Source organism: Streptomyces sp. NPDC017676 (assembly GCF_044329325.1).
Classification (GTDB): domain Bacteria; phylum Actinomycetota; class Actinomycetes; order Streptomycetales; family Streptomycetaceae; genus Streptomyces.
Window position 1 is genome coordinate 341,375 of record NZ_JBIRJA010000010.1, and the last position, 21,311, is coordinate 362,685.

The following is a 21,311-nucleotide window of genomic DNA, read 5'->3' on the forward strand; positions in this document are numbered from 1 at the left end:
GGCTGTACGCGACAGCAGCCGTACGCGACCAAGGGAGCACGACCCCATGAAGGCAGTCACCTGGCAGGGCAAGCGGGACGTCCGGGTCGAGGACGTGCCCGACCCGAGGATCGAGGAGCCCACGGACGCCGTCATCCGCGTCACGTCCACCGGGCTGTGCGGCTCCGACCTGCACCTGTACGAAGTGCTCACCCCGTTCATGAGCCCGGGCGACGTCCTCGGTCATGAACCCATGGGCATCGTGGAGGAGGTCGGCTCCGAGGTGTCCGGCCTGCGGCCCGGCGACCGGGTGGTGGTGCCGTTCCAGATCGCGTGCGGGCACTGCTTCATGTGTGACACCGGGCTGCCCACCCAGTGCGAGACCACCCAGGTCACCGGCGAGGGCATGGGCGCCGCCATCTTCGGCTACAGCCGCCTGTACGGCTCCGTCCCCGGTGGCCAGGCCGAGTACCTGCGCGTCCCGCAGGCGCAGTTCGGCCCGATCAAGGTGCCCGAGGGCCCGCCGGACGACCGGTTCGTCTACCTCTCCGACGTGCTGCCGACCGCCTGGCAGGCCGTCGAGTACGCGGCCGTCCCGCCCGGCGGCACCCTCGCGGTCCTCGGCCTCGGCCCGATCGGCGACATGGCCTGCCGGATCGCCAGGGCCCGGGGCGCGGAGCGGGTCTTCGGTGTGGATCTGGTGCCCGAGCGGCTCGCCCGGGCGCAGCGGCGCGGGGTGGAGACGTACGACCTCCGGGCTTTCGACAACGAGAAGTCGCTGGTCCACGCGATCCAGGAGGAGACCGGCGGCCGGGGCCCGGACGCCGTGATCGACGCCGTCGGCACCGAGGCCCACGGCAGCGCCGCCGCCAAGCTCGCCCAGCAGGCCACCGCGCTCATGCCCCGCAAGCTCAGCGCCCCGTTCGCCGAACGGTTCAGCATCGACCGGCTGGGCGCCCTGTACATGGCGATCGACCTGGTCCGCCGGGGCGGCACGATCTCGCTCAGTGGTGTCTACGGCGGCATGGCCGACCCGATGCCGATGCTGACCCTCTTCGACAAGCAGATCCAGCTCCGCATGGGCCAGGCCAACGTCCGCCGCTGGACGGACCAGATCCTGCCGTACCTGACGGACGAGGACCCACTGGGGGTCCAGGACTTCGCCACGCACCGGCTGCCGCTGACGGAGGCGCCGCACGCGTACGAGATGTTCCAGCGCAAGCAGGACGGCGCGGTGAAGATCCTCATGCAGCCGTAGCAGGAGCAGGAGCAGGAGCAGGAGCAGGAGCAGGAGCCGTGGCCGTAGCCGTGGCTGCGGCCACTGCTTGGCGCCGGTCGCCGGCCATGGCGCACGTGCCCGTGCTCCACCCCGCTCAGCCGCCCTCCTTCTCGCCGAGGATCTCCGCGAGGTCGTACCGGACCGGCTCCTCCAGCTGGGCGTACGTGCAGCTCTCCGGTGTACGGTCCGGGCGCCAGCGGCGGAAGCGGGCCGTGTGCCGGAACCGCTGGCCGTTCTCCATGTGGTCGTACGCCACCTCGGCCACCCGCTCCGGCCGCAGCGGCACCCAGGACAGGTCCTTCTTGCCCGACCAACGGCTCGGCGCGCCCGGCAGCCGGGCCGTCTCGTGCGCGGTCTCGTCCGTCCAGGCGGCCCACGGGTGCCCGGACACGTCGTCCATGCGCAGCGGCTCCAGCTCCTCGACCAGTTCCGCCCGCTTCTTCATCGAGAACGCGGCCGACACGCCCACGTGCTGGAGCCGCCCCTGTTCGTCGTACAGCCCCAGCAGCAGCGAGCCCACCACCGGGCCGCTCTTGTGGAAGCGGTACCCGGCGACGACGACGTCCGCCGTGCGCTCGTGCTTGACCTTGAACATGGCCCGCTCGTCCTGGAGGTAGCGCAGGGTGAGCGGCTTGGCGACGACCCCGTCGAGACCGGCGCCCTCGAACTGCTCGAACCACTGCCGGGCCACCTCGATGTCGGTCGTCGACGGCGCCACGTGCACCGGCGGGGTCACCCCGGCCAGGGCCCGGTCGAGCAGGGCGCGGCGGTCGGTGAGCGGCACGTCGAGCAGGGCGTGGTCGTCCAGGGCGAGCAGGTCGAAGGCGACGAAGGAGGCCGGGGTCTTCTCCGCCAGCATCCGCACCCGGGAGGCCGCCGGGTGGATCCGCTCGGTCAGCGCGTCGAAGTCCAGCCGGCCGCCCCGCGCGATGACGATCTCCCCGTCCAGCACGCACCGCTCGGGCAGCCGCTCCTGCAGCGCCTCGACCAGCTCGGGGAAGTACCTGGTCAGCGGCTTTCCGGTACGGCTGCCCAGCTCGACCTCGGCCCCGTCCCGGAACACGATCGACCGGAAGCCGTCCCACTTGGCCTCGTAGTGCATCCCCGGCGGGATCTTCGCCACCGACTTGGCGAGCATCGGCTTCACGGGCGGCATGACGGGCAGATCCATGAATCCGATTCTGCTCGCATGAATCCGTTTCCGCCCACATACGTACGGCCGTGCCCGGTATGCGCACGGTGCGGCGTGCGCCTACCGTGGCCGCATGGGTGATGCGGTGGAACTGGAGGTGGCGGGCCGGACCGTACGGCTGTCCAGCCCGGACAAGGTGTTCTTCCCGGAGCGGGGCTTCACCAAGCTGGACCTCGCCCGGTACTACGCCGCTGTCGGCCCCGGCATCCTGCGCGCCCTGCGCAACCGTCCCACCACCCTGGAGCGCTACCCGGACGGCATCGACGGCGAGTGGTTCTACCAGAAGCGGGCGCCGAAGGGCATGCCCGACTGGATCCCGACCGCCCACATCACCTTCCCCAGTGGCCGCAGCGCCGACGAGATGTGCCCCACCGAGGAGGCCGCCGTGGTGTGGGCCGCCCAGTACGGCACCCTCACCTTCCACCCCTGGCCCGTCCGCGCCACCGACGTCGACCATCCCGACGAACTCCGCATCGACCTCGACCCGCAGCCCGGCACCGACTACGCCGACGCGGCCCGCGCCGCCCAGGAACTGCGGGCCGTCCTGGACGAGTTCGGCGGGCTGCGCGGCTGGCCGAAGACCTCCGGCGGCCGGGGCCTGCACGTCTTCGTCCCCATCGAACCGCGCTGGACCTTCACCCAGGTGCGCCGCGCGGCGATCGCGGTCGGCCGGGAGATGGAGCGCCGGATGCCGGACCGGGTGACCATCAAGTGGTGGAAGGAGGAGCGCGGGAGCCGCATCTTCCTCGACTACAACCAGACGGCCAGGGACCGCACCATCGCCTCCGCCTACTCGGTACGCCCCCGCCCGCACGCCCCCGTCTCGGCGCCGCTGCGCTGGGAGGAGGTCGGTGTCGCCGAGCCCCGCGACTTCGACCTCGCCGGCATGCCGGCCCGGTTCGCCGAACTCGGTGACGTGCACGCAGACATGGACGACCATGCCTACTCCCTGGACGCGCTGCTGGAACTGGCCCGCCAGGACGAGCACGACCACGGCCTGGGTGACCTGCCGTACCCGCCGGAGTATCCGAAGATGCCCGGCGAACCCAAACGGGTGCAGCCGAGCCGCGCCCGCCGCGAGCCGTCGCCCTGAGACCCGCCCGGTTCCGCGTCCCGTCCGGCACCGGCCGGTCCCGCCTCCCGCGGCTATCCTGATCGGCAGCCGCCGATGAGGAGTCCCGAAGTGACCGAGGCAGTGTCGCGTCCCACGCTGGAGGCCGTGGCCGCGCGGGCCGGGGTGTCCCGGGCCACCGTGTCCCGGGTGGTCAACGGCGGCGACGGGGTCCGCGAACCCCTGGCCGAGCGGGTCCGCCGGGCCGTGGAGGAGCTGGGCTACGTTCCCAACCAGGCGGCGCGCAGCCTCGTCACCCGGCGGCACGACGCCGTCGCGGTCGTCATCGCCGAGCCCGAGACCCGGGTCTTCGCCGACCCCTTCTTCGCCCTCCAGCTACGCGGCATCAGCAAGGAACTGACCGCGCACGACAACCAGCTCGTGCTGCTGCTCACCGAGGGCCGCGCCGACCACGCCCGCGTGGCCCGCTATCTCGCCGGCGGCCACGTCGACGGCGCGCTCGTCTTCTCCCTGCACCTGGACGACCCGCTGCCCGGCCTCATCCACGACGCCGGCGTGCCCACCGTGTTCGGCGGGCGCCCCGACTGGGGCGCCGACCCCCGGGCGGCCGACCCGGGCGTGGTGTACGTCGACTGCGACAACCGGGGCGGGGCCCGCGCGGCCGTCCGGCATCTGCTGGAGCTCGGCCGCCGGCGCGTCGCCCACATCACCGGAGCGCTGGACCAGACCTCGGCGGTGGACCGGCTCGACGGCTACCGGGACGTCATGACCGACGTCCTGGGCGGGTACGATCCCCGGCTGGTCGAGGAGGGCGACTTCACCCCGTCCGGCGGCGAACGCGCGATGCGGGTACTCCTCGACCGCTGCCCGGACGTCGACGCCGTGTTCGCCGCCAACGACCTCACCGCGCTCGGCGCCCTGCGGGTGCTGCGCGCGAGCGGCCGGCGCGTGCCCGAGGACGTGGCCGTGGTCGGCTTCGACGACATGGTCCCGGTCACCGAACAGGCCGACCCCCCGCTGACGACGGTCCGACAGGACATCGAGGAGATGGGCCGGCTGATGGCCCGTCTGCTGCTGCGCGGCCTGTCCGGCGCCCGCGAGGGGACGGACACGGCGGCCGGCGCCCAGGAGGCACCGCCGTCGGAAGTGATCCTGCCGACCACCCTGATACGCCGCGCCTCGGCCTAGGCCCTGTCGTCGAACTCCCGTCTGCCGCGCGACGCCGTGCACGCACTCTCGCCGCACCGGCCCCAGACCCGAGTACGCCCAGTACGAGGGCCTGTGGCCGGCACGGCGAGAGCACGCACCTGAAGCCGCACGGCCCGCCCTCCGGGCGGACGACGGGAGTTTGACGACAGGACCTAGCCAGGATCCGTCCGGCGCCACCCTGCCGGCGCGCGACGCCATGCACACACGCGCGCCGCACCCTCCCCCGGAGCCATCGGCCGCCGGGCGCACATCGGAGCCTCAGCCCCGCGGCGGCTCGCTCCTGATCACCGCGAAGCGGACCCCGTACGGGTCGGCGAGCCTGGCCGTGCGGCCCACGCCCTCCAGGGTCGTCGCGGGCACCCGCACCGTCCCGCCCAGGCGCTGCGCCTGTTCCACCACGGCGTCGGTGTCCTCCACCTCGAAGTACGGCAGCCAGTACGGCCCCGCCTCCGCCTCGGTGGGATCGTCGGCCAGCGGCACCATCCCGCCGAACATCGCGTCCTCACCGGCGCCGTCCGGGTTGAAACAGGTGTACGTCCCGCCCGGGAACGGCGCGGAGGTCTCCAGCCCCAGCACCCGGCGGTAGAAAGCGGCGGCCGCCGCGATGTCCGGCGTGTACAGCTCCACCCAGCGCAGGGACCCCGGCTCGCCCGCGAGTTCCACGCCCTTGGTCCGGCCCGGCTGCCAGATCCCGAACGGCACGCCCGCCCGGTCGGCGAGGACCGCCATGTGGCCCTGGCCCAGCACATCCATGGGCTGCAACAGCACTCTGCCGTGGGCCTCTTCCGCCGCCTTGGCGGTGGCCTGGGCGTCCTCGCTCCGGAAGTACACCGTCCAGGCCGGGGGGCCCTGGTCGGGGCCGGTACGCATGCCGCCCGCGACGGTCTTCCCGTCCAGCTGGAAGAAGCCGTAACCGCCGGCCTCCGGCCCCGCCGACCGGAACTGCCAGCCGAACAGACCGCCGTAGAAGGAGGCGGCGCCGTCGATGTCGGGACTGCCGACGTCGATCCAGTTGGGCGCGCCGTTGACGAAACGGGTGGTGAGCATCTCGCCCTCCTCGCAAGGGGCTCCGTCCTGTGCACTGCCGAGTCTGGCACCGCCCACTGACAATCGCCGCCGGAGCACCGGGACGCGCCGGGACCACCCGCTCTCACCCAGCGTGACGGCACGCGTTCCCCGGGTTTTCACCCGGCTGGGCGCGCCGCCGTGCGCGCGCCGGGCCGCGGGGAGCATCATCGGGGGGCCGGAGACCCCGAGCACGCCGTTTCGCCGGCGTTGATCGAACGTTTTTCGGCCTCGGGCAGGCTCCTGGCCATGCACTACGAAACCATCACCCCGGCCGACGACACCTGGCAGGCGCAGGCGCTGTGCGCGCAGACCGGGCCGGACTTCTTCTTCCCCGAGCCGGGCAGCTCGGTGCGCGAGGCGAAGCGCATCTGCGCCATGTGCGAGCTGCGCCCGGCCTGTCTGGACTACGCGCTGGCCAACGACGAGCGGTTCGGCGTCTGGGGCGGCCTGTCGGAGAAGGAGCGCCTCGCCCTGCGCCGTACCGCCCGCTGACACCGCGTGAAGCAGTGGGCCGCCCGCCGGCCCGGGAGCCGGGGCGGGCCCGCGCGCGGGGCGTCAGCCCCCGGCGCGCGCCGCCATCCGGGCCTTGCGCGCGGCCAGCTTCTCGTCGAACTTCGTGGCCTCCGCGTTCAGCCCGCCCAGGAACAGGCCGAGTTCCTCCTGCGCCTGGCGTCCCTCGGGGCCGAGGCCGTCGATCTCCAGGACCTTCAGGAAGCGCAGCACCGGCTGCAGCACGTCGTCGTGGTGGATGCGCAGGTTGTACACCTCGCCGATCGCCATCTGCGCGGCGGCCCGCTCGAAGCCGGGGATGCCGTGGCCGGGCATCCGGAAGTTCACGACGACGTCCCGGACCGCCTGCATGGTCAGGTCGGGCGCCAGCTCGAACGCGGCCTTCAGCAGGTTGCGGTAGAAGACCATGTGCAGGTTCTCGTCGGTCGCGATGCGCGCCAGCATGCGGTCGCAGACCGGGTCCCCCGACTGGTGGCCGGTGTTGCGGTGCGAGATCCGCGTGGCGAGCTCCTGGAAGGCGACGTAGGCCACCGAGTGCAGCATCGAGTGCCGGTTGTCGGACTCGAAGCCCTCGCTCATGTGGGACATACGGAAACGTTCCAGCTTGTCCGGGTCCACCGCGCGCGAGGTCAGCAGGTAGTCCCGCATCACGATGCCGTGCCGGCCCTCCTCGGCCGTCCAGCGGTGCACCCACGTGCCCCAGGCGCCGTCGCGGCCGAAGAGCGAGGCGATCTCGTGGTGGTAGCTCGGCAGGTTGTCCTCGGTCAGCAGGTTCACCACGAGGGCGATCCGGCCGATCTCCGTCACCTGGGACTGGTCCTTGTCCCAGGCCTCCCCGTCCTCGAACAGGCCCGGGAAGTTGCGGCCGTCGCTCCACGGCACGTACTCGTGCGGCATCCAGTCCCTGGCGACCTTCAGGTGCCGGTTGAGCTCCCTCTCGACCACTTCCTCCAGTGCGTACAGCAGCCGCGCGTCGGTCCAGACGGACGGGCTGCCGAGGTGGGGGGAAGTGATCGTCACAGGAACTCCAGGGGGACGCCGAACAACGGGGGGAGGAAAGGGGGACGGTCCGGCGAGCGGTGCCGGGAAACCTACGTGATCGTAGGCTACGAATCCGTAGGTTACGAAGCCGTAGGTTAAGACGCCCGTAAAGATTCGCTGATCAGCCCGCCGGACCGGCCGTGCCCGGGTGCGCCGGACGGCCCCGGGACCCGCAGGTCCCGGGGCTGCCGGGGTGACGGGTCCACCCGGTCAGGCGTACAGCTCCCGAAGGCGCACCGAGAGGCAGGTCACACAGCCCTCCAGCTTCTCGAACTCGCTGATGTCGACCGTCACCACGTCGTGGCCCAGGTCGGTCAGCAGCTCCGCGGTCTTCGGGGCGCTCGCCGCCATCAGCAGCTTGCCGCCGCCCAGCAGCACCACGTGCGCGCCGGACTCCTCCGGCACCGACAGGAAGCCCGGGAACAGCGACGGCCGGTCGATCTTCGGGATGTGCCCGATCACCGTGCCGTCGGGCAGCGCGGTCACCGCCGACTTCAGGTGCAGCACCTTGCTCACGGGTACGGCCACCACCCGGGCGCCCAGCGGCTCGAAGGCTGCCCGCAGCTGCTGCACACCGGCCGCGTTGGTCCGCCCGCCGCGGCCGACATACACCGTGTCGCCGACCTTGAGGACGTCACCGCCGTCCAGCGTGCCCGGCTCCCATATCCAGTTCACCGAACAGCCGAGGCGGGCCACCGCCTCCTCGACGCCGGCGGTCTCCGCCCGCCGCGACTCGGCGCCGGGCCGGGTGATCAACGCCACGTTCCGGTACATGACGACGGTGTCCTCGACGAACACCGAGTCCGGGCAGTCGTCGGCCGGTTCGACCTCGATGATCTCCCAGCCGTGCGCGCGCAGGGCCTCGACGTACGCCTCCCACTGCTCGCCGGCGAGCCCCGAATCGACCTTCTCCCGCTGGATGTGCGTCACCAGCCCGTCGGCCAGGAGGGGGCTGGGGCGACGGACGAGGGCCTTCTTGCTGGGCACGAGGGGCCTTTCGAATCGGTCGGTGCGATGGTGCGGTCCGGCGCCGCTCACACGGCGCCGGTCCGTCATCATGCAGGGCGCTCCCGCCAGGGCCAAACCCCCCCGGTGCCCGGCGCGTCTCCCCGGAGACCGGCGCCGGCCGGCCGGGGCGGGCCCTCGCCGGCCGCTCAGGCCGGGTCCCGGAGCGCCTCGGGCGTCGTCTCCGTCAGCTCCCCTCCCTCCATCAGCAGCCACCGGGTGATCCCGATCGACTCCAGGAACGGCAGATCGTGGCTGGCGACGATCAGCGCGCCCTCGTACGACTCCAGGGCCGTGGTCAGCTGCCGGACGCTGGCCATGTCCAGGTTGTTGGTGGGCTCGTCCAGCAGCAGCAGTTGGGGCGCGGGCTCCGCGAGCATCAGCGCGGCCAGGGTCGCCCGGAAACGCTCACCGCCCGACAGGGTGGCCGCCTTCTGGTCGGCCCGCGCTCCCCGGAACAGGAAGCGGGCGAGCCGGGCCCGGACCCGGTTGTTGGTGGCGCCCGGCGCGAACCGGGCGACGTTCTCGGCCACCGACAGGTCGTCGTCCAGCACGTCCAGCCGCTGGGGCAGGAACCGCAGCGGGACATGGGCCGTCACCGTGCCCGACACCGGCGCCAGCTCCCCGGCGACGGTCCGCAGCAGCGTGGTCTTGCCGGCGCCGTTGCGTCCGACGAGCGCGACCCGCTCCGGGCCGCGCAGATCGAGGATGCCCGGCACCCGCGCCTGGTACGCCGTTTCCAGCTTCTCCAGGGTGATCACCTGCCGCCCCGGCGGTACGGCCGTGTACGGCAGGTCGACACGGATCTCGTCGTCGTCCCGTACGGCCTCCACCGCCTCGTCCAGCCGTTCCCTGGCCTCGGCGAGCCGCTCCTCGTGCATGATGCGGTGCTTGCCCGCCGACTCCTGGGCGGCACGCTTGCGCGCCCCCATGACGATCTTCGGCTCGCGCTTCTGTTCGTACATCTTCTGCCCGTACCGCTTGCGGCGGGCCAGTTTGACCTGGGCGTCGGCCAGTTCGCGCTTCTGCTTGCGCACATCGGCCTCGGCGACGCGCAGCATCCGCTCGGCCGCCTCCTGCTCGACGGCCAGCGCCTCCTCGTAGGCCGAGAAGTTGCCGCCGAACCAGGCGACCTCGCCGGAGCGCAGCTCCGCGATCTGGTCGACCAGGTCGAGCAGTTCCCGGTCGTGGCTGACCACGACCAGCACGCCCGGCCAGGAGGCCACCGTCTGGTACAGCCGTCGGCGCGCGTACAGGTCGAGGTTGTTGGTGGGCTCGTCAAGCAGCAGGATGTCGGGGCGGCGCAGCAGCAGCGCGGCGAGCCGCAGCAGCACCGACTCGCCCCCGGACACCTCGCCGACGGTCCGGTCCAGCCCGATGTGGCCGAGACCGAGTTCGCCGAGGGTGACCAGGGCGCGCTCCTCGACGTCCCAGTCGTCGCCGACGGTCTCGAAGTGCTCCTCGGCGACGTCGCCCGCCTCGATGGCGTGCAGGGCGGCCCGTCGGCCGGCGATGCCGAGGGCCTGGTCGACGCGGAGCGCGGTGTCGAGCGTGACGTTCTGCGGGAGGTAGCCGATCTCGCCGGCCGCCTTGTGGGTGCCGTCGGCCGGGGCGAGTTCGCCGGCCATCAGCTTGAGCAGGGTGGACTTGCCCGATCCGTTGACGCCGACGAGACCGGTTCTGCCCGGGCCGAAGGCGATGTCCAGGCCGTCGAAGACGGCGGTGCCGTCGGGCCAGGTGAAGGACAGGGACGTGCAGGTGAGGGAAGCAGACATGGGCGCCTCGCGAGGGACGGGTGCGTTCGGGTGGACGCGTGTCGAGACACCGCGAGGCGGAAACCGAAAGGTCTGGGGCACGGAACGGGCCACGGAGAAGGGCCTGTGCCTTGAGGACGGCTCGGACGCCGAGGTCGTACGCCACGCACACCTCACCGGTGCGACGCGGTGTCTCAGGACCTCAGACGAGCAACGTCCTTCTCCAATCGACGGCAACAGAACCGCTGTACACCGTAGGAAGGGCGGGAAGAGCTGTCAACGTGATTATTCGCCGCGCCGCCCCACCCGCGCGTGGCGTTCAGCGGCCGGCACTCAGCAGGCGTCCCGCATCAGCTCGGCCAGGTCGCGGTCGAGGTCGAACTGGAGGTGTTCCAGGCCGACGGGGACCAGGTCGTCGGTCGCCTCCAGGAACCGCCGGATCTCACCCGAGCGCACGTGCACGACCGCGGTGCCCTCCGGGGCGTGGAACTCCAGCACCGTGCGGTCGTACCCGTACGGCCGCACCCGGACGTCACCGTGGCCCTCGGGGCCCTGGAGACCGGCCGTGAGCAGCTCGCGGGAGAAGGTCCAGCACACGTCGACGCCCTCCAGCGTGGCCGGGGCCGGGAACGTCATGCGGACGGCGAACGGGTCGCGCCGGTCGTAGCGCAGCGTGGCGGGAATGCTCGGCATGCGCGGTGCGGCGGCGACGAGACGGGCCTCTACGGGCTGCTCGATGACGGTGGACAACGCCTTGCTCCCTCGTGACGGATGGACTGCGCCCGGGTGTGCGGCACCCGGCACTGGAAGAGACGACGGAAACGGCCGATGCGTGCACACGGGGAACGAGTGACCTCGGTCACCGCGTTCATGCACGGGCAGCGTACGGCCGTTCCCGCTCGTCGGCAGGCGCGCGGCACGGCGGCCCTCTGGACGGGGCCGGGGGAGTGGGGCTAGCTTCGCCCGCCATGAGGCGCTTGGGGAGCACGCGAGGCAGGGGACGGACGAGCCGGCTGGTGGTGGCGGCAGTGGCGTGCGGGGCGGCGCTCGCCGCCCTGACGGTCCCGGTGGCCGAGGCAGGTCCACTGGCCGACGGCACCACCGGCCGGACGAGCGCGGGACAGCCGCTGCCGGGCACGGAACGTACGGACCGGGCGGCCGGGGACTCCCACGAGACGAACGCGGACCGGGCGGTCGGAGGCTCCCACGAGATGAACGCGGACCGGGGGGTCGGAGGCTCCCGTGCGGAGAACGCGGACCGGACGGCCGGAGTGCATGGCGGCGGCCCGCGGGTGGCGCCGGCGGCCGAGGGCTCCCGTGCGGAGAACGCGTACCCGGCGGCCGGGGACTTCCGCGCGGGAAGCGTGCACTGGGCGCTGAAGGACCCCGGCACGCCGCGGATCCGTTTCCGGGGCCTCGCGGCCGTCGACCGGCGCACCGCCTGGCTGGCCGGCACCGAGGGCACGGTGCTGCGCACCACGGACGGCGGCGCGAGCTGGCGGAACGTCTCCCCGCCGGGAGCGGCCGACCTGCAGTTCCGGGACGTGACGGCGTTCGACGCCCGGCGCGCGGTGGTGCTCGCCATCGGCGAGGGCGAGGCCTCCCGCGTCTACCGCACCGACGACGGCGGCACGACCTGGACGGAGTCCTTCCGCAACACCGATCCGAAGGCCTTCTACGACTGCCTCGCCTTCTTCGACCGCCGCCACGGCCTCGCCCTGAGCGACCCCGTGGACGGGAAGTTCCGCGTCCTGTCCACCGCCGACGGCGGTCGCTCCTGGCGCGTGCTGCCCGCGGACGGCATGCCGCCCGCCCTGCACGGCGAGGCGGGCTTCGCCGCGAGCGGCCAGTGCCTCGTCGCCGCCGGCCCGAAGGACGTCTGGCTGGCCACCGGCGGCGGCGCCCACGCGCGCGTGCTGCACTCCGCCGACCGCGGGCTCACCTGGACGGCCGCCGACACGCCGGTCCCCGCGGGCGATCCGGCCAAGGGCGTCTTCGCGCTGGCCTTCCGCGACCGCACCCACGGCATCGCGGTCGGCGGCGACTACCGCCCCGACCAGCCCTCTCCTCAGGCCGCCGCGGTCACCGCCGACGGCGGCCGCACCTGGCGCCCCGCCACCACCCCACCGCCCGCGTACCGCTCCGGCGCCGCCTGGCTCCCGCACAGCCGCACCGCCGCGCTGGCCGTCGGCCCGACCGGCACCGACCTGACCACCGACGCCGGCCGCAGCTGGCGGACCATCGACACCGGCTCGTACGACACCGTCGCCTGCACCCCCGACCTGAGCTGCTGGGCGGCGGGCGAGCAGGGACGGGTGGCACGGCTCGAACGGTGAGGCACGGCCGGACCGGTGAGGTAAGCGCCGCGGAACACGGGTACTCGTTCCCCGCCGCAAAGGAAGGGAGCGATCATGCCAGCCGGTTCCAGCCCCAAGCGTGAGCGTCAGTACGAGCACATCAAGAAGAGCGCGCAGGACCGGGGCGAGAGCACCGGGCGCGCCAAGGAGATCGCCGCGCGGACGGTGAACAAGGAACGCGCCCGCTCCGGCGAGTCCAAGACCGCCAGCCGCAGCTCGACGCAGGACATGTCGTCGAGCAAGCGTGGCGGTCAGCGGTCGGGCAACCGGGTCGGCTCGCACGGCCCGACGCGCGACCAGCTGTACAACGAGGCGAGGCAGCGCGGCATCGAAGGCCGTTCGCACATGAACAAGGAAGAACTGCAGCGCGCGCTGAACGCCAAGAAGGGCTGACGGCCCGCCAGGGCCGGCGCCCGAGGAGGTCGACAGACTGACGTCAGCCGAGCGTCTGCCGGTGGCGCGCCAGCTCCGGGGCCGTCTTCGTGGCGATGAACTCCGTGACGCGGTAGGCGCACACACCGGCGACGGTGAACGGGTCGCCCGCGACGATCTCGTCGATGCGGGCACGGTCCCCCGCGACGGCCAGGATCACTCCGCCGTCGCGGGGGTTCTTGCGCCCCGACGCGAGGAAGTGGCCCTTCTCGTACTGCTCCTCCAGCCAGGCCACATGGTCCGGCAGAACGGCGTCCACGGCATCGAGCGGCGCGGTGTAGGTCAGCTCCAGGACGAACATGATCGCGAGCCTACCCCGCACGCCCGGCGGGCCGCGGCGGGACCGTACAGTCACCCGGCATGACGATCGTTGGCGTACCCGCGGGCTGGCCCGCGACCGAGGACGAGGCTCGCGCCGTACAGGACGAGCTGCGCGGGCGGGTGGTGCTGGACGAGCCCGGACCGCCACCGGGAACGGGTCTGGTCACGGGGGTGGACGTCGCCTACGACGACGGCCTGGACCTGGTCGCGGCGGCGGCCGTCGTGCTGGACGCCGCCACCCTTGACGTCGTGGCGGAGGCGACGGCCGTCGGCCGGGTCTCCTTCCCGTACGTGCCCGGCCTCCTCGCCTTCCGGGAGATCCCCACCGTCCGCGCCGCCCTGGACCGGCTGCCCTGCGCACCCGGCCTGGTGGTGTGCGACGGCTACGGCCTGGCCCACCCGCGTCGCTTCGGCCTGGCGAGCCACCTGGGCGTGCTCATGGACCTGCCGACCGCCGGGGTCGCCAAGAACCCCTTCACCTTCGCGTACGACGACCCGGAGCCGGCCCGGGGCGGTTGGGCCTCGCTGCTCGCCGGGACCGAGGAGGTCGGGCGCGCGCTGCGCACCCGGGACGGCGTCAAGCCGGTGTTCGTCTCGGTCGGCCACCGGGTGAGCCTCGACAACGCCGTGGCGCACACCCTGGCACTGACCCCCCGGTACCGGCTGCCGGAGACCACCCGCCGGGCCGACGCCCTGTGCCGGCGCGCGCTGCGCGAGGCGGCGCGGAGCGTGGCCGGCGGCCCGGATCAGGACTCGACGACGCGCCAGGCGCCGACCTCCCGGTACTCCGAGTCGTAGACGGCCGAACCGTCGCCCGGTCCGAGGGCGTAGTGGCGCAGATTGCCGCCCCAGTACCGCAGGATGCGCTCCAGCTCACCCACCCGGTCCCGCGCCACGGCGCCGTCGTCCACGGTCACTTCGAGCACGAACTTCACGACTGTTCCTCCTCCTTGAACCCTCTTCGTCACAAGTCTCCGTCGTCGCGCAGAGGCAGCCGGCCCCGCGACCCCCGGCCGCGGCCGGGGGGACCCTAGCGTTCCGCCGCCACCCGGAAGGTGATTCCCGCCGCGCGCAGCCGCTCGATGAGGGCGTCGCCCATCGCCTGGGCCGTGGTGACCTGGCCGGCCGTCGGCGGCAGGTCGTCGAACGCCAGGCACAGGGCCGCCTCGGCGAACATCTTCGCCGTCTCGTCGTACCCGGGGTCGCCGCCCGCGACCTCGGTGAACACGCGCCGGCCGCCGCCCTCGCCGACGAACCGGACCGAGAACCAGCTCTTCGCCCGCTTCTCCGCGCTCGGTCCGTCACCCGGCTTGAGCCGGTCCGACAGCCAGCGCCGGGCGGGCGGCAGCTGGGCGGCGGCCGCCACCGCGCCGGCGGCAGCGACCCCGCCGAGGGCGACCGGCAGGCGCCGCACGGCCGCGTAGTGCCGGTAGCGGAAGTCCGGACCGTACCGTTCCAGCGCCCGCGCCGAACGGCGCACGATCTGCGGGTCGATGGTGGGCAGCGGCAGCGCCCACGCGCCGACCTCCGCCGCGTACCTCGGCGTGCCCGCCGGCGTCGTCACCCGACGGCCCGGCAGCCGCGGTTCGTGCCGGGCCCGCTCGCGCGCGGCGGCCAGCATCCGCCGTCCACGGGCCATCTGGTTCAGTGCCGAGGCGAGGGTGCCGCCGGAGAAGGCCGCGTCGGCGGTCACATAGCCGTCCACGGTCAGCGGCACGCCCTCGGGGAGCTGCCGGACCGTGAAGTAGGCGCCCAGGTCGTGCGGCACCGAGTCGAAGCCGCAGGCGTGCACCAGGCGCGCGCCCGTCTCCCGCGCGCGTGCGTCGTGCCGGACGTACATCAGGTCCACGAACTCGGGCTCGCCGGTGAGGTCCAGGTAGTCGGTGCCGTTGTCGGCGCAGGCGGCGACGAGTTCCTCGCCGTGCAGGACGTACGGCCCCACGGTCGTGGCGACCACGCGCGCGTGCCCGGCGAGGGCGCGCAGGGTGGCCGGTTCGGCCACGTCGGCCCGCAGCACACCGACGTCCGCGCCGCCGGGCAGGTCCGCGCGCAGCCGCTCCAGCCGTCCCTCGTCGCGGCCGGCTACCGCCCAGCGCAGGTCCCGCGGCGCGTGTGCGGCGAGATAGTGGGCCGTGAGCGCGCCGACGAAGCCCGTGGCTCCGAAGAGCACGAGGTCGTACGGCCGGTCCGTCCTGCTCATCCTGCTCATGACACCCCTTGGTCCGTGCGGCCGGCCGCGCAGCCCGCGCCGCTGTCGGTGGCCGAGGCTAGCGTGAGGAGTGCGGAGCCCGACGAGCAGGCCGGAGGCAGCGGTGGCCGTAGCCAGGAATGCCGTGAAGAAGCGGGAGAAACCGCCCCCGGTACGGGTGCGCGGGCCGGCCGCGCGGACCACCTGACGGTCCCCGGCGCCCGTCGCCGAGGAGGACCCGGCGGAGCGCCGGTCACTCTCCCGGGTGATCGTCGGCCTGCCGGGCACTTGGCTAAGCGCTTGCTCGTTCAGGTCTTGTGTCCGGTGGAACGCGTTCCTAGCATCACCGGTGTTACATCATTTGTGTCACACACGCCTGGGGGCTGGACGGATGACAACGGCAAGGACGCCGAAGCCGGGCGACGGCCCGCTCTCCGGTGTGCGCGTGGTCGAGCTGGCCGGCATCGGCCCGGGCCCGTTCGCCGCCATGCTCCTGGCCGACCTGGGTGCCGACGTGGTCCGGGTGGACCGCCCTGGCGGGCCGGGCCTCGCGATCGACCCGGCCTTCGACGTCACCAACCGCAACAAGCGCTCGATCGTGGTCGACCTGAAGGCACCGGAGGGCCCCGCGCGCGTCCTGGACCTCGCCGAGCGGGCCGACATCCTCATCGAGGGCTACCGCCCCGGCGTCGCCGAGCGGCTCGGCATCGGCCCCGAGGACTGCCACGCCCGCAACCCCCGCCTGGTGTACGGCCGCATGACCGGCTGGGGCCAGGACGGCCCGCTCGCCCAGCGCGCCGGCCACGACATCGCCTACATCGCGCTCACCGGCACCCTCGGCATGATCGGCCGCCCCGACGAACCCCCGGCCGTGCCCGCCAACCTCCTCGGGGACTACGCGGGCGGCTCGCTCTACCTGGTCGTCGGCGTCCTCGCCGCCCTGCACCACGCGCGCGCGACCGGCACCGGCCAGGTGGTCGACGCGGCCATCGTGGACGGCACGGCCCACCTGTCCGCGATGATCCACGGCATGCTCGCCGCCGGCGGCTGGCAGGACCGCCGCGCCGCCAACCTCCTGGACGGCGGCTGCCCGTACTACGGCACCTACGAGACCGCCGACGGCGGCCACATGGCGGTGGGCGCCCTGGAGGGCAAGTTCTACGCCGAGTTCCTGCGCCTGCTCGGCCTGGACGACCTCGCCCCGGCCCGCACGGACTGGACCCGCTGGGACGAGCTGCGCGAACGGATCGCCGCCGCCTTCAAGTCCCGCACCCGGGCCGAGTGGACGGCCGTCTTCGCGGACTCCGACGCCTGTGTGGCGCCCGTGCTGAGCCTGCGTGAGGCCCCGGCCCACCCGCACCTGGCCGCGCGCGGCACCTTCACCGACCACGGCGGCATCACCCAGCCGGCCCCCGCCCCCCGTTTCTCCGCGACCCCCACCGCCGTCCGCACCGGCCCCGCCCGGCCCGGCGCGGACACCGCCGCGGTCGCCCGGGACTGGGGCGTACCGGCACCCCCGACCGACGACCCCGACGACCCCGACGACCTGGTCACGAACGGCGGCTGACCCCCGCCCACCCCGCTCGGCCCACCCTCCCGAAAGGCACCCCAGTGAGCACCGAAGCGTACGTGTACGACGCGATCCGCACCCCGCGCGGCCGCGGCAAGGCGAACGGCGCCCTGCACGGCACGAAGCCCATCGACCTGGTCGTCGGCCTCATCCACGAGATCCGCGCCCGCTTCCCCGGCCTCGACCCGGCCGCGATCGACGACATCGTGCTCGGCGTCGTCGGCCCCGTCGGCGACCAGGGCTCGGACATCGCCCGGATCGCCGCCCTCGCCGCCGGACTGCCCGACACGGTCGCGGGGGTCCAGGAGAACCGCTTCTGTGCCTCCGGCCTGGAGGCCGTCAACCTGGCCGCCGCGAAGGTCCGCGCGGGCTGGGAGGACCTGGTCCTCGCCGGTGGTGTCGAGTCCATGTCCCGGGTCCCGATGGCCTCGGACGGCGGCGCCTGGTTCAACGACCCGATGACCAACCTCGCCGTCAACTTCGTGCCGCAGGGCATCGGCGCCGACCTCATCGCGACCATCGAGGGCTTCTCCCGCCGGGACGTCGACGAGTACGCGGCCCTGTCCCAGGAGCGCGCCGCCACCGCCTGGAAGGAGGGCCGCTTCGAGAAGTCCGTGGTCCCCGTCAAGGACCGCAACGGCCTGGTCGTCCTCGACCACGACGAGCACATGCGCCCCGGCACCACCGCCGACTCCCTCGCCAAGCTGAAGCCGTCCTTCGCGGACATCGGCGACCTGGGCGGCTTCGACGCCGTGGCCCTGCAGAAGTACCACTGGGTGGAGAAGATCGACCACGTCCACCACGCCGGCAACTCCTCCGGCATCGTGGACGGCGCCTCGCTCGTCGCCATCGGCTCCCAGGAGGTCGGCGAGCGCTACGGCCTCACCCCGCGCGCGCGGATCGTCGCCGCGGCCGTCTCCGGCTCCGAGCCGACCATCATGCTCACCGGCCCCGCCCCCGCCACCCGCAAGGCCCTGGCGAAGGCCGGCCTCACCATCGACGACATCGACCTGGTCGAGATCAACGAGGCGTTCGCCGCCGTCGTGCTGCGCTTCGTGAAGGACATGGGCCTGTCCCTGGACAAGGTCAACGTCAACGGCGGAGCCATCGCCCTCGGCCACCCGCTCGGCGCCACCGGCGCCATGATCCTCGGCTCGCTCATCGACGAACTGGAGCGCCAGGACAAGCGCTACGGCCTCGCCACGCTGTGCGTCGGCGGCGGCATGGGCATCGCCACCATCGTCGAACGCCTCTGAACTCCCCGCGGAACCAAAGCGCCCCGAAGACTTCTACGGAGACGACTGTCATGACCGAGAGCACCACCATCCGCTGGGAGCAGGACGACACCGGTGTCGTCACCCTCGTCCTGGACGACCCGAACCAGTCCGCGAACACCATGAACCAGGCGTTCCGCGACTCCCTCGCCGCGATCACCGACCGGCTGGAGGCGGAGCGGGAGAACATCCGCGGCATCATCCTCACCTCCGCGAAGAAGACCTTCTTCGCCGGCGGCGACCTGCGCGACCTGATCCGCGTCACGCCCGAGACCGCACAGGAGCTGTTCGACGGCGGCCTCGCCATCAAGCGGAACCTGCGCCGCATCGAGACCCTCGGCAAGCCGGTCGTCGCCGCCATCAACGGCGCGGCCCTCGGCGGCGGTTTCGAGCTGGCCCTCGCCTGCCACCACCGGGTCGCCCTCGACACCCCCGGCACCCGGATCGGCTGCCCCGAGGTCACCCTCGGCCTGCTCCCCGGCGGCGGCGGAGTCGTGCGCACCGTGCGGCTGCTGGGCATCGCGGACGCCCTGCTGAAGGTGCTCCTCCAGGGACAGCAGTACAACGCGCGGCGTGCCCAGGAGAACGGCCTCGTCCACGAGGTCGCCGCCACCCCCGAGGAACTGGTCGCCAAGGCCCGGGCCTTCATCGACGCCAACCCCGAGTCCCAGCAGCCCTGGGACAAGCCGGGCTACCGGATCCCCGGCGGCACCCCGGCCAACCCGAAGTTCGCCGCGAACCTGCCCGCCTTCCCGGCCAACCTGCGCAAGCAGACGAACGGCGCCCCCTACCCGGCGCCGCGCAACATCCTCGCCGCCGCCGTCGAGGGCTCCCAGGTCGACTTCGAGACCGCCCAGGTCATCGAGGCCCGCTACTTCGTGGAACTGGCCGCCGGGCAGACCTCGAAGAACATGATCCAGGCGTTCTTCTTCGACCTCCAGGCGGTCAACTCCGGCGCCAACCGCCCCCAGGGCGTCGAGCCCCGCCAGGTCCGCAAGGTGGCCGTCCTCGGCGCCGGCATGATGGGCGCCGGCATCGCCTACGCGTGCGCCCGCGCGGGCATCGACGTCGTCCTCAAGGACGTCTCCCTGGAAGCGGCCGTCAAGGGCAAGGGCTACTCCGAGAAGCTGTGCGCCAAGGCCGTCTCCAAGGGCCGTACCAGCCAGGAGAAGGCGGACGCGCTGCTCGCCCGGATCACCCCCACCGCCGAGGTGGCCGACCTCGCGGGCTGTGACGCGGTCATCGAGGCCGTCTTCGAGGACACCTCCCTCAAGCACAAGGTGTTCCAGGAGATCGAGGCCGTCGTCGCCCCCGACGCGCTGCTGTGCTCCAACACCTCCACGCTGCCCATCACCACCCTCGCCGAGGGCGTGCAGCGCCAGACCGACTTCATCGGACTGCACTTCTTCTCGCCGGTCGACAAGATGCCGCTGGTCGAGATCATCAAGGGCGAGCGCACCGGTGAGGAGACCCTCGCGCGCGCCTTCGACCTGGTCCGGCAGATCAACAAGACGCCGATCGTCGTCAACGACTCCCGCGGCTTCTTCACCTCCCGGGTGATCGGCCACTTCATCAACGAGGGCGTCGCCATGGTCGGCGAGGGCGTCGAGCCCGCCTCCGTGGAGCAGGCCGCCGCCCAGGCCGGCTACCCGGCGAAGGTGCTGTCCCTCATGGACGAGCTGACCCTCACCCTCCCGCGCAAGATCCGGGGCGAGACGAAGCGGGCCGTGGAGGAGGCCGGCGGCACCTGGACGGCGCACCCGGCGGACGCGGTCATCGACCGCATGGTCGACGAGTTCGGCCGCACCGGCCGCAGCGGCGGCGCCGGCTTCTACGACTACACCGAGGACGGCAAGCGGGCCGGGCTCTGGCCGGGCCTGCGCGAGCACTTCACCAGGCCAGGGCACGAGATCCCGTTCCGGGACATGCAGGAGCGCATGCTCTTCGCGGAGGCACTCGACACCGTACGCCTCCTCGAAGAGGGCGTCCTGACCTCCGTCGCCGACGCCAACATCGGCTCGATCCTCGGCATCGGCTTCCCCGGCTGGACCGGTGGTGTGCTCCAGTACATCAACGGTTACGAAGGGGGCCTGCCCGGATTCGTGGCCCGCGCGCGTGAGCTGGCCGAACGGTACGGCGAGCGGTTCGCCCCGCCCGCGCTGCTCGTGACGAAGGCCGAGAACGGGGAGACGTTCACCGACGCCCGCTGACGCGCCTCAGCCGGACGGCGTGCCCCGGGACCCCGCTCCCGGGGCCGCCGTGTCCCCGGACGGGGTCTCCCGGTCCGCCGCGCCGTCCAGCCACTGGCGCAGCTCCTCCTTCAGCGACCGCTGGAAGGTGGTGAGCAGCGCCTGCACCACGAGCGGGTGCATATGGGCCGACAGCGACTTCACGTCCCGCGTGTCGCGTTCGGCGACGGCCTGGCGCAGCAGGTCCGACAGCTCGTGGGCCGCCGCGCGCGCGTGGTCGGTCAGGACGGTCCGGGCGGCCAGGATGGTCTCCTGCGACAGCGGTACGTCGAGGAGCCGCACCGCGAGGCGCAGCAGACCGCAGTCCACGCGGAAGGACTCCCCGTCCCGCGTCACCACGTTCATCGCGGCCAGCCGGTCCACGTCCTCCTCGGCCAGCCGGCGTCCCGCCCGCCGCTCCAGCGCCGCGCGGGACACGGTCTCGACGGTGTCCGGCGCCCAGGAGGCGACCACCGCCCGGTGGATCGCCAGATCGTGCGGGCCGAGGTCGGCCGGCAGCTGCCGCAGATGCCGTTCGATCGCCGCCAGGGTCATGCCCTGGTGCTGCATCTCCTCGATCAGCTCCAGCCGGGCCAGGTGCTCCCGGCCGTAGTGGCCCACCCGGCGTGGGCCGATGACCGGCGGCGGCAGCAGTCCCCTGGTGCCGTAGAAGCGGACCGTGCGCACCGTGACGCCCGCCCGCGCGGCCAGCTCGTCGATCGTCAGGGTGGGCTCGCCGGTGTCGGTCGTCATGTGCAGCAGTATCGCTGTCTCACCAATGGTGTGAAACCCGGGGCGGGGCGGTGCGGACCGTGTGAGAAGAACCGCTCTG

Annotated in this window: 20 protein-coding genes; 10 read left to right on the top strand and 10 right to left on the bottom strand. The window is 72.9% G+C overall.

The features are described from left to right. Positions 1-46 precede the first annotated feature (46 nt). On the top strand, positions 47-1,237 hold the full coding sequence (locus ACH4LD_RS23835; protein WP_398053759.1) for a zinc-dependent alcohol dehydrogenase: 1,191 nt from the start codon (positions 47-49) through the stop codon (positions 1,235-1,237). A 115-nt stretch (positions 1,238-1,352) separates the two neighbouring features. Here the strand turns inward: ACH4LD_RS23835 and ACH4LD_RS23840 are convergent, their stop codons facing one another. Further along, positions 1,353-2,429 (bottom strand): ATP-dependent DNA ligase, encoded by a 1,077-nt coding sequence (locus ACH4LD_RS23840; RefSeq protein ID WP_398053760.1) that lies wholly within the window; start codon positions 2,427-2,429, stop codon positions 1,353-1,355. A gap of 94 nt (positions 2,430-2,523) precedes the next feature. Here ACH4LD_RS23840 and ligD point away from each other — a divergent pair, with 94 nt between their 5' ends. Both ligD and ACH4LD_RS23850 read left to right on the top strand, forming a co-directional pair. Further along, positions 2,524-3,543: a non-homologous end-joining DNA ligase gene (gene ligD / locus ACH4LD_RS23845; RefSeq protein WP_398053761.1), complete on the top strand. Its 1,020-nt coding sequence runs from the start codon at positions 2,524-2,526 to the stop codon at positions 3,541-3,543. A gap of 90 nt (positions 3,544-3,633) precedes the next feature. Next, entirely contained in the window at positions 3,634-4,710 is a 1,077-nt protein-coding gene (locus ACH4LD_RS23850; RefSeq protein WP_398053762.1) for a LacI family DNA-binding transcriptional regulator, read from the top strand. Between the two features lie 279 nt (positions 4,711-4,989). Here ACH4LD_RS23850 and ACH4LD_RS23855 read toward each other — a convergent pair whose 3' ends face one another. After that, positions 4,990-5,778, bottom strand: a complete 789-nt coding sequence (locus ACH4LD_RS23855) for a VOC family protein (RefSeq protein WP_398053763.1) — start codon at positions 5,776-5,778, stop codon at positions 4,990-4,992. A 267-nt stretch (positions 5,779-6,045) separates the two neighbouring features. Here ACH4LD_RS23855 and ACH4LD_RS23860 point away from each other — a divergent pair, with 267 nt between their 5' ends. Continuing rightward, the gene (locus ACH4LD_RS23860; RefSeq protein ID WP_030643251.1) at positions 6,046-6,291 is read left to right on the top strand and encodes a WhiB family transcriptional regulator; all 246 of its coding nucleotides are present in this window, start codon (positions 6,046-6,048) and stop codon (positions 6,289-6,291) included. 63 nt (positions 6,292-6,354) lie between these two features. Here ACH4LD_RS23860 and ACH4LD_RS23865 read toward each other — a convergent pair whose 3' ends face one another. The 4 genes from ACH4LD_RS23865 to ACH4LD_RS23880 form a co-directional block, all read right to left on the bottom strand. Continuing rightward, positions 6,355-7,329, bottom strand: a complete 975-nt coding sequence (locus ACH4LD_RS23865; protein WP_398053764.1) for an acyl-ACP desaturase — start codon at positions 7,327-7,329, stop codon at positions 6,355-6,357. Between the two features lie 231 nt (positions 7,330-7,560). Next, complete coding sequence (ddaH, locus tag ACH4LD_RS23870) at positions 7,561-8,337, bottom strand: dimethylargininase (protein WP_103817304.1); 777 nt, start codon at positions 8,335-8,337, stop codon at positions 7,561-7,563. A gap of 167 nt (positions 8,338-8,504) precedes the next feature. Beyond that, entirely contained in the window at positions 8,505-10,130 is a 1,626-nt protein-coding gene (locus ACH4LD_RS23875) for an ABC-F family ATP-binding cassette domain-containing protein (protein WP_398053765.1), read from the bottom strand. Positions 10,131-10,442: 312 nt separating this feature from the next. Further along, positions 10,443-10,859 carry an SsgA family sporulation/cell division regulator gene (locus ACH4LD_RS23880; RefSeq protein WP_398053766.1) on the bottom strand — a complete coding sequence of 139 codons (417 nt, stop codon included), beginning with the start codon at positions 10,857-10,859 and terminating at the stop codon, positions 10,443-10,445. 461 nt (positions 10,860-11,320) lie between these two features. On the opposite strand from ACH4LD_RS23880, the gene ACH4LD_RS23885 reads away from it, so the two are divergent. Then, complete coding sequence (locus ACH4LD_RS23885) at positions 11,321-12,445, top strand: WD40/YVTN/BNR-like repeat-containing protein (RefSeq protein WP_398054119.1); 1,125 nt, start codon at positions 11,321-11,323, stop codon at positions 12,443-12,445. 75 nt (positions 12,446-12,520) lie between these two features. After that, positions 12,521-12,859, top strand: coding sequence for a hypothetical protein (locus ACH4LD_RS23890; RefSeq protein ID WP_030983726.1), 339 nt, complete (start codon positions 12,521-12,523; stop codon positions 12,857-12,859). Positions 12,860-12,902: 43 nt separating this feature from the next. Here ACH4LD_RS23890 and ACH4LD_RS23895 read toward each other — a convergent pair whose 3' ends face one another. Continuing rightward, positions 12,903-13,199 carry a YciI family protein gene (locus ACH4LD_RS23895; protein WP_398053767.1) on the bottom strand — a complete coding sequence of 99 codons (297 nt, stop codon included), beginning with the start codon at positions 13,197-13,199 and terminating at the stop codon, positions 12,903-12,905. Positions 13,200-13,258: 59 nt separating this feature from the next. Here ACH4LD_RS23895 and ACH4LD_RS23900 point away from each other — a divergent pair, with 59 nt between their 5' ends. Continuing rightward, the gene (locus ACH4LD_RS23900; RefSeq protein WP_398053768.1) at positions 13,259-14,017 is read left to right on the top strand and encodes an endonuclease V; all 759 of its coding nucleotides are present in this window, start codon (positions 13,259-13,261) and stop codon (positions 14,015-14,017) included. Here ACH4LD_RS23900 and ACH4LD_RS23905 read toward each other — a convergent pair. Next, a complete protein-coding gene (locus ACH4LD_RS23905; protein ID WP_132782610.1) occupies positions 13,966-14,154 on the bottom strand; it encodes a hypothetical protein in 189 nt (62 codons plus the stop codon). The genes ACH4LD_RS23900 and ACH4LD_RS23905 overlap by 52 nt on opposite strands. A gap of 95 nt (positions 14,155-14,249) precedes the next feature. Further along, positions 14,250-15,428 (bottom strand): saccharopine dehydrogenase NADP-binding domain-containing protein, encoded by a 1,179-nt coding sequence (locus ACH4LD_RS23910; protein WP_207928165.1) that lies wholly within the window; start codon positions 15,426-15,428, stop codon positions 14,250-14,252. Between the two features lie 370 nt (positions 15,429-15,798). Here ACH4LD_RS23910 and ACH4LD_RS23915 point away from each other — a divergent pair, with 370 nt between their 5' ends. The 3 genes from ACH4LD_RS23915 to ACH4LD_RS23925 are packed head-to-tail and all read left to right on the top strand — an operon-like array spanning position 15,799 to position 20,461. Further along, positions 15,799-16,974 carry a CaiB/BaiF CoA transferase family protein gene (locus ACH4LD_RS23915; RefSeq protein ID WP_398053769.1) on the top strand — a complete coding sequence of 392 codons (1,176 nt, stop codon included), beginning with the start codon at positions 15,799-15,801 and terminating at the stop codon, positions 16,972-16,974. A 44-nt stretch (positions 16,975-17,018) separates the two neighbouring features. Beyond that, a complete protein-coding gene (locus tag ACH4LD_RS23920) occupies positions 17,019-18,233 on the top strand; it encodes an acetyl-CoA C-acetyltransferase (protein WP_132782607.1) in 1,215 nt (404 codons plus the stop codon). A 50-nt stretch (positions 18,234-18,283) separates the two neighbouring features. After that, positions 18,284-20,461 carry a 3-hydroxyacyl-CoA dehydrogenase NAD-binding domain-containing protein gene (locus ACH4LD_RS23925; protein WP_398053770.1) on the top strand — a complete coding sequence of 726 codons (2,178 nt, stop codon included), beginning with the start codon at positions 18,284-18,286 and terminating at the stop codon, positions 20,459-20,461. A gap of 6 nt (positions 20,462-20,467) precedes the next feature. On the opposite strand, the gene ACH4LD_RS23930 is transcribed toward ACH4LD_RS23925, so the two are convergent. Next, the gene (locus ACH4LD_RS23930) at positions 20,468-21,232 is read right to left on the bottom strand and encodes a MerR family transcriptional regulator (RefSeq protein WP_398053771.1); all 765 of its coding nucleotides are present in this window, start codon (positions 21,230-21,232) and stop codon (positions 20,468-20,470) included. Positions 21,233-21,311: the final 79 nt, after the last annotated feature.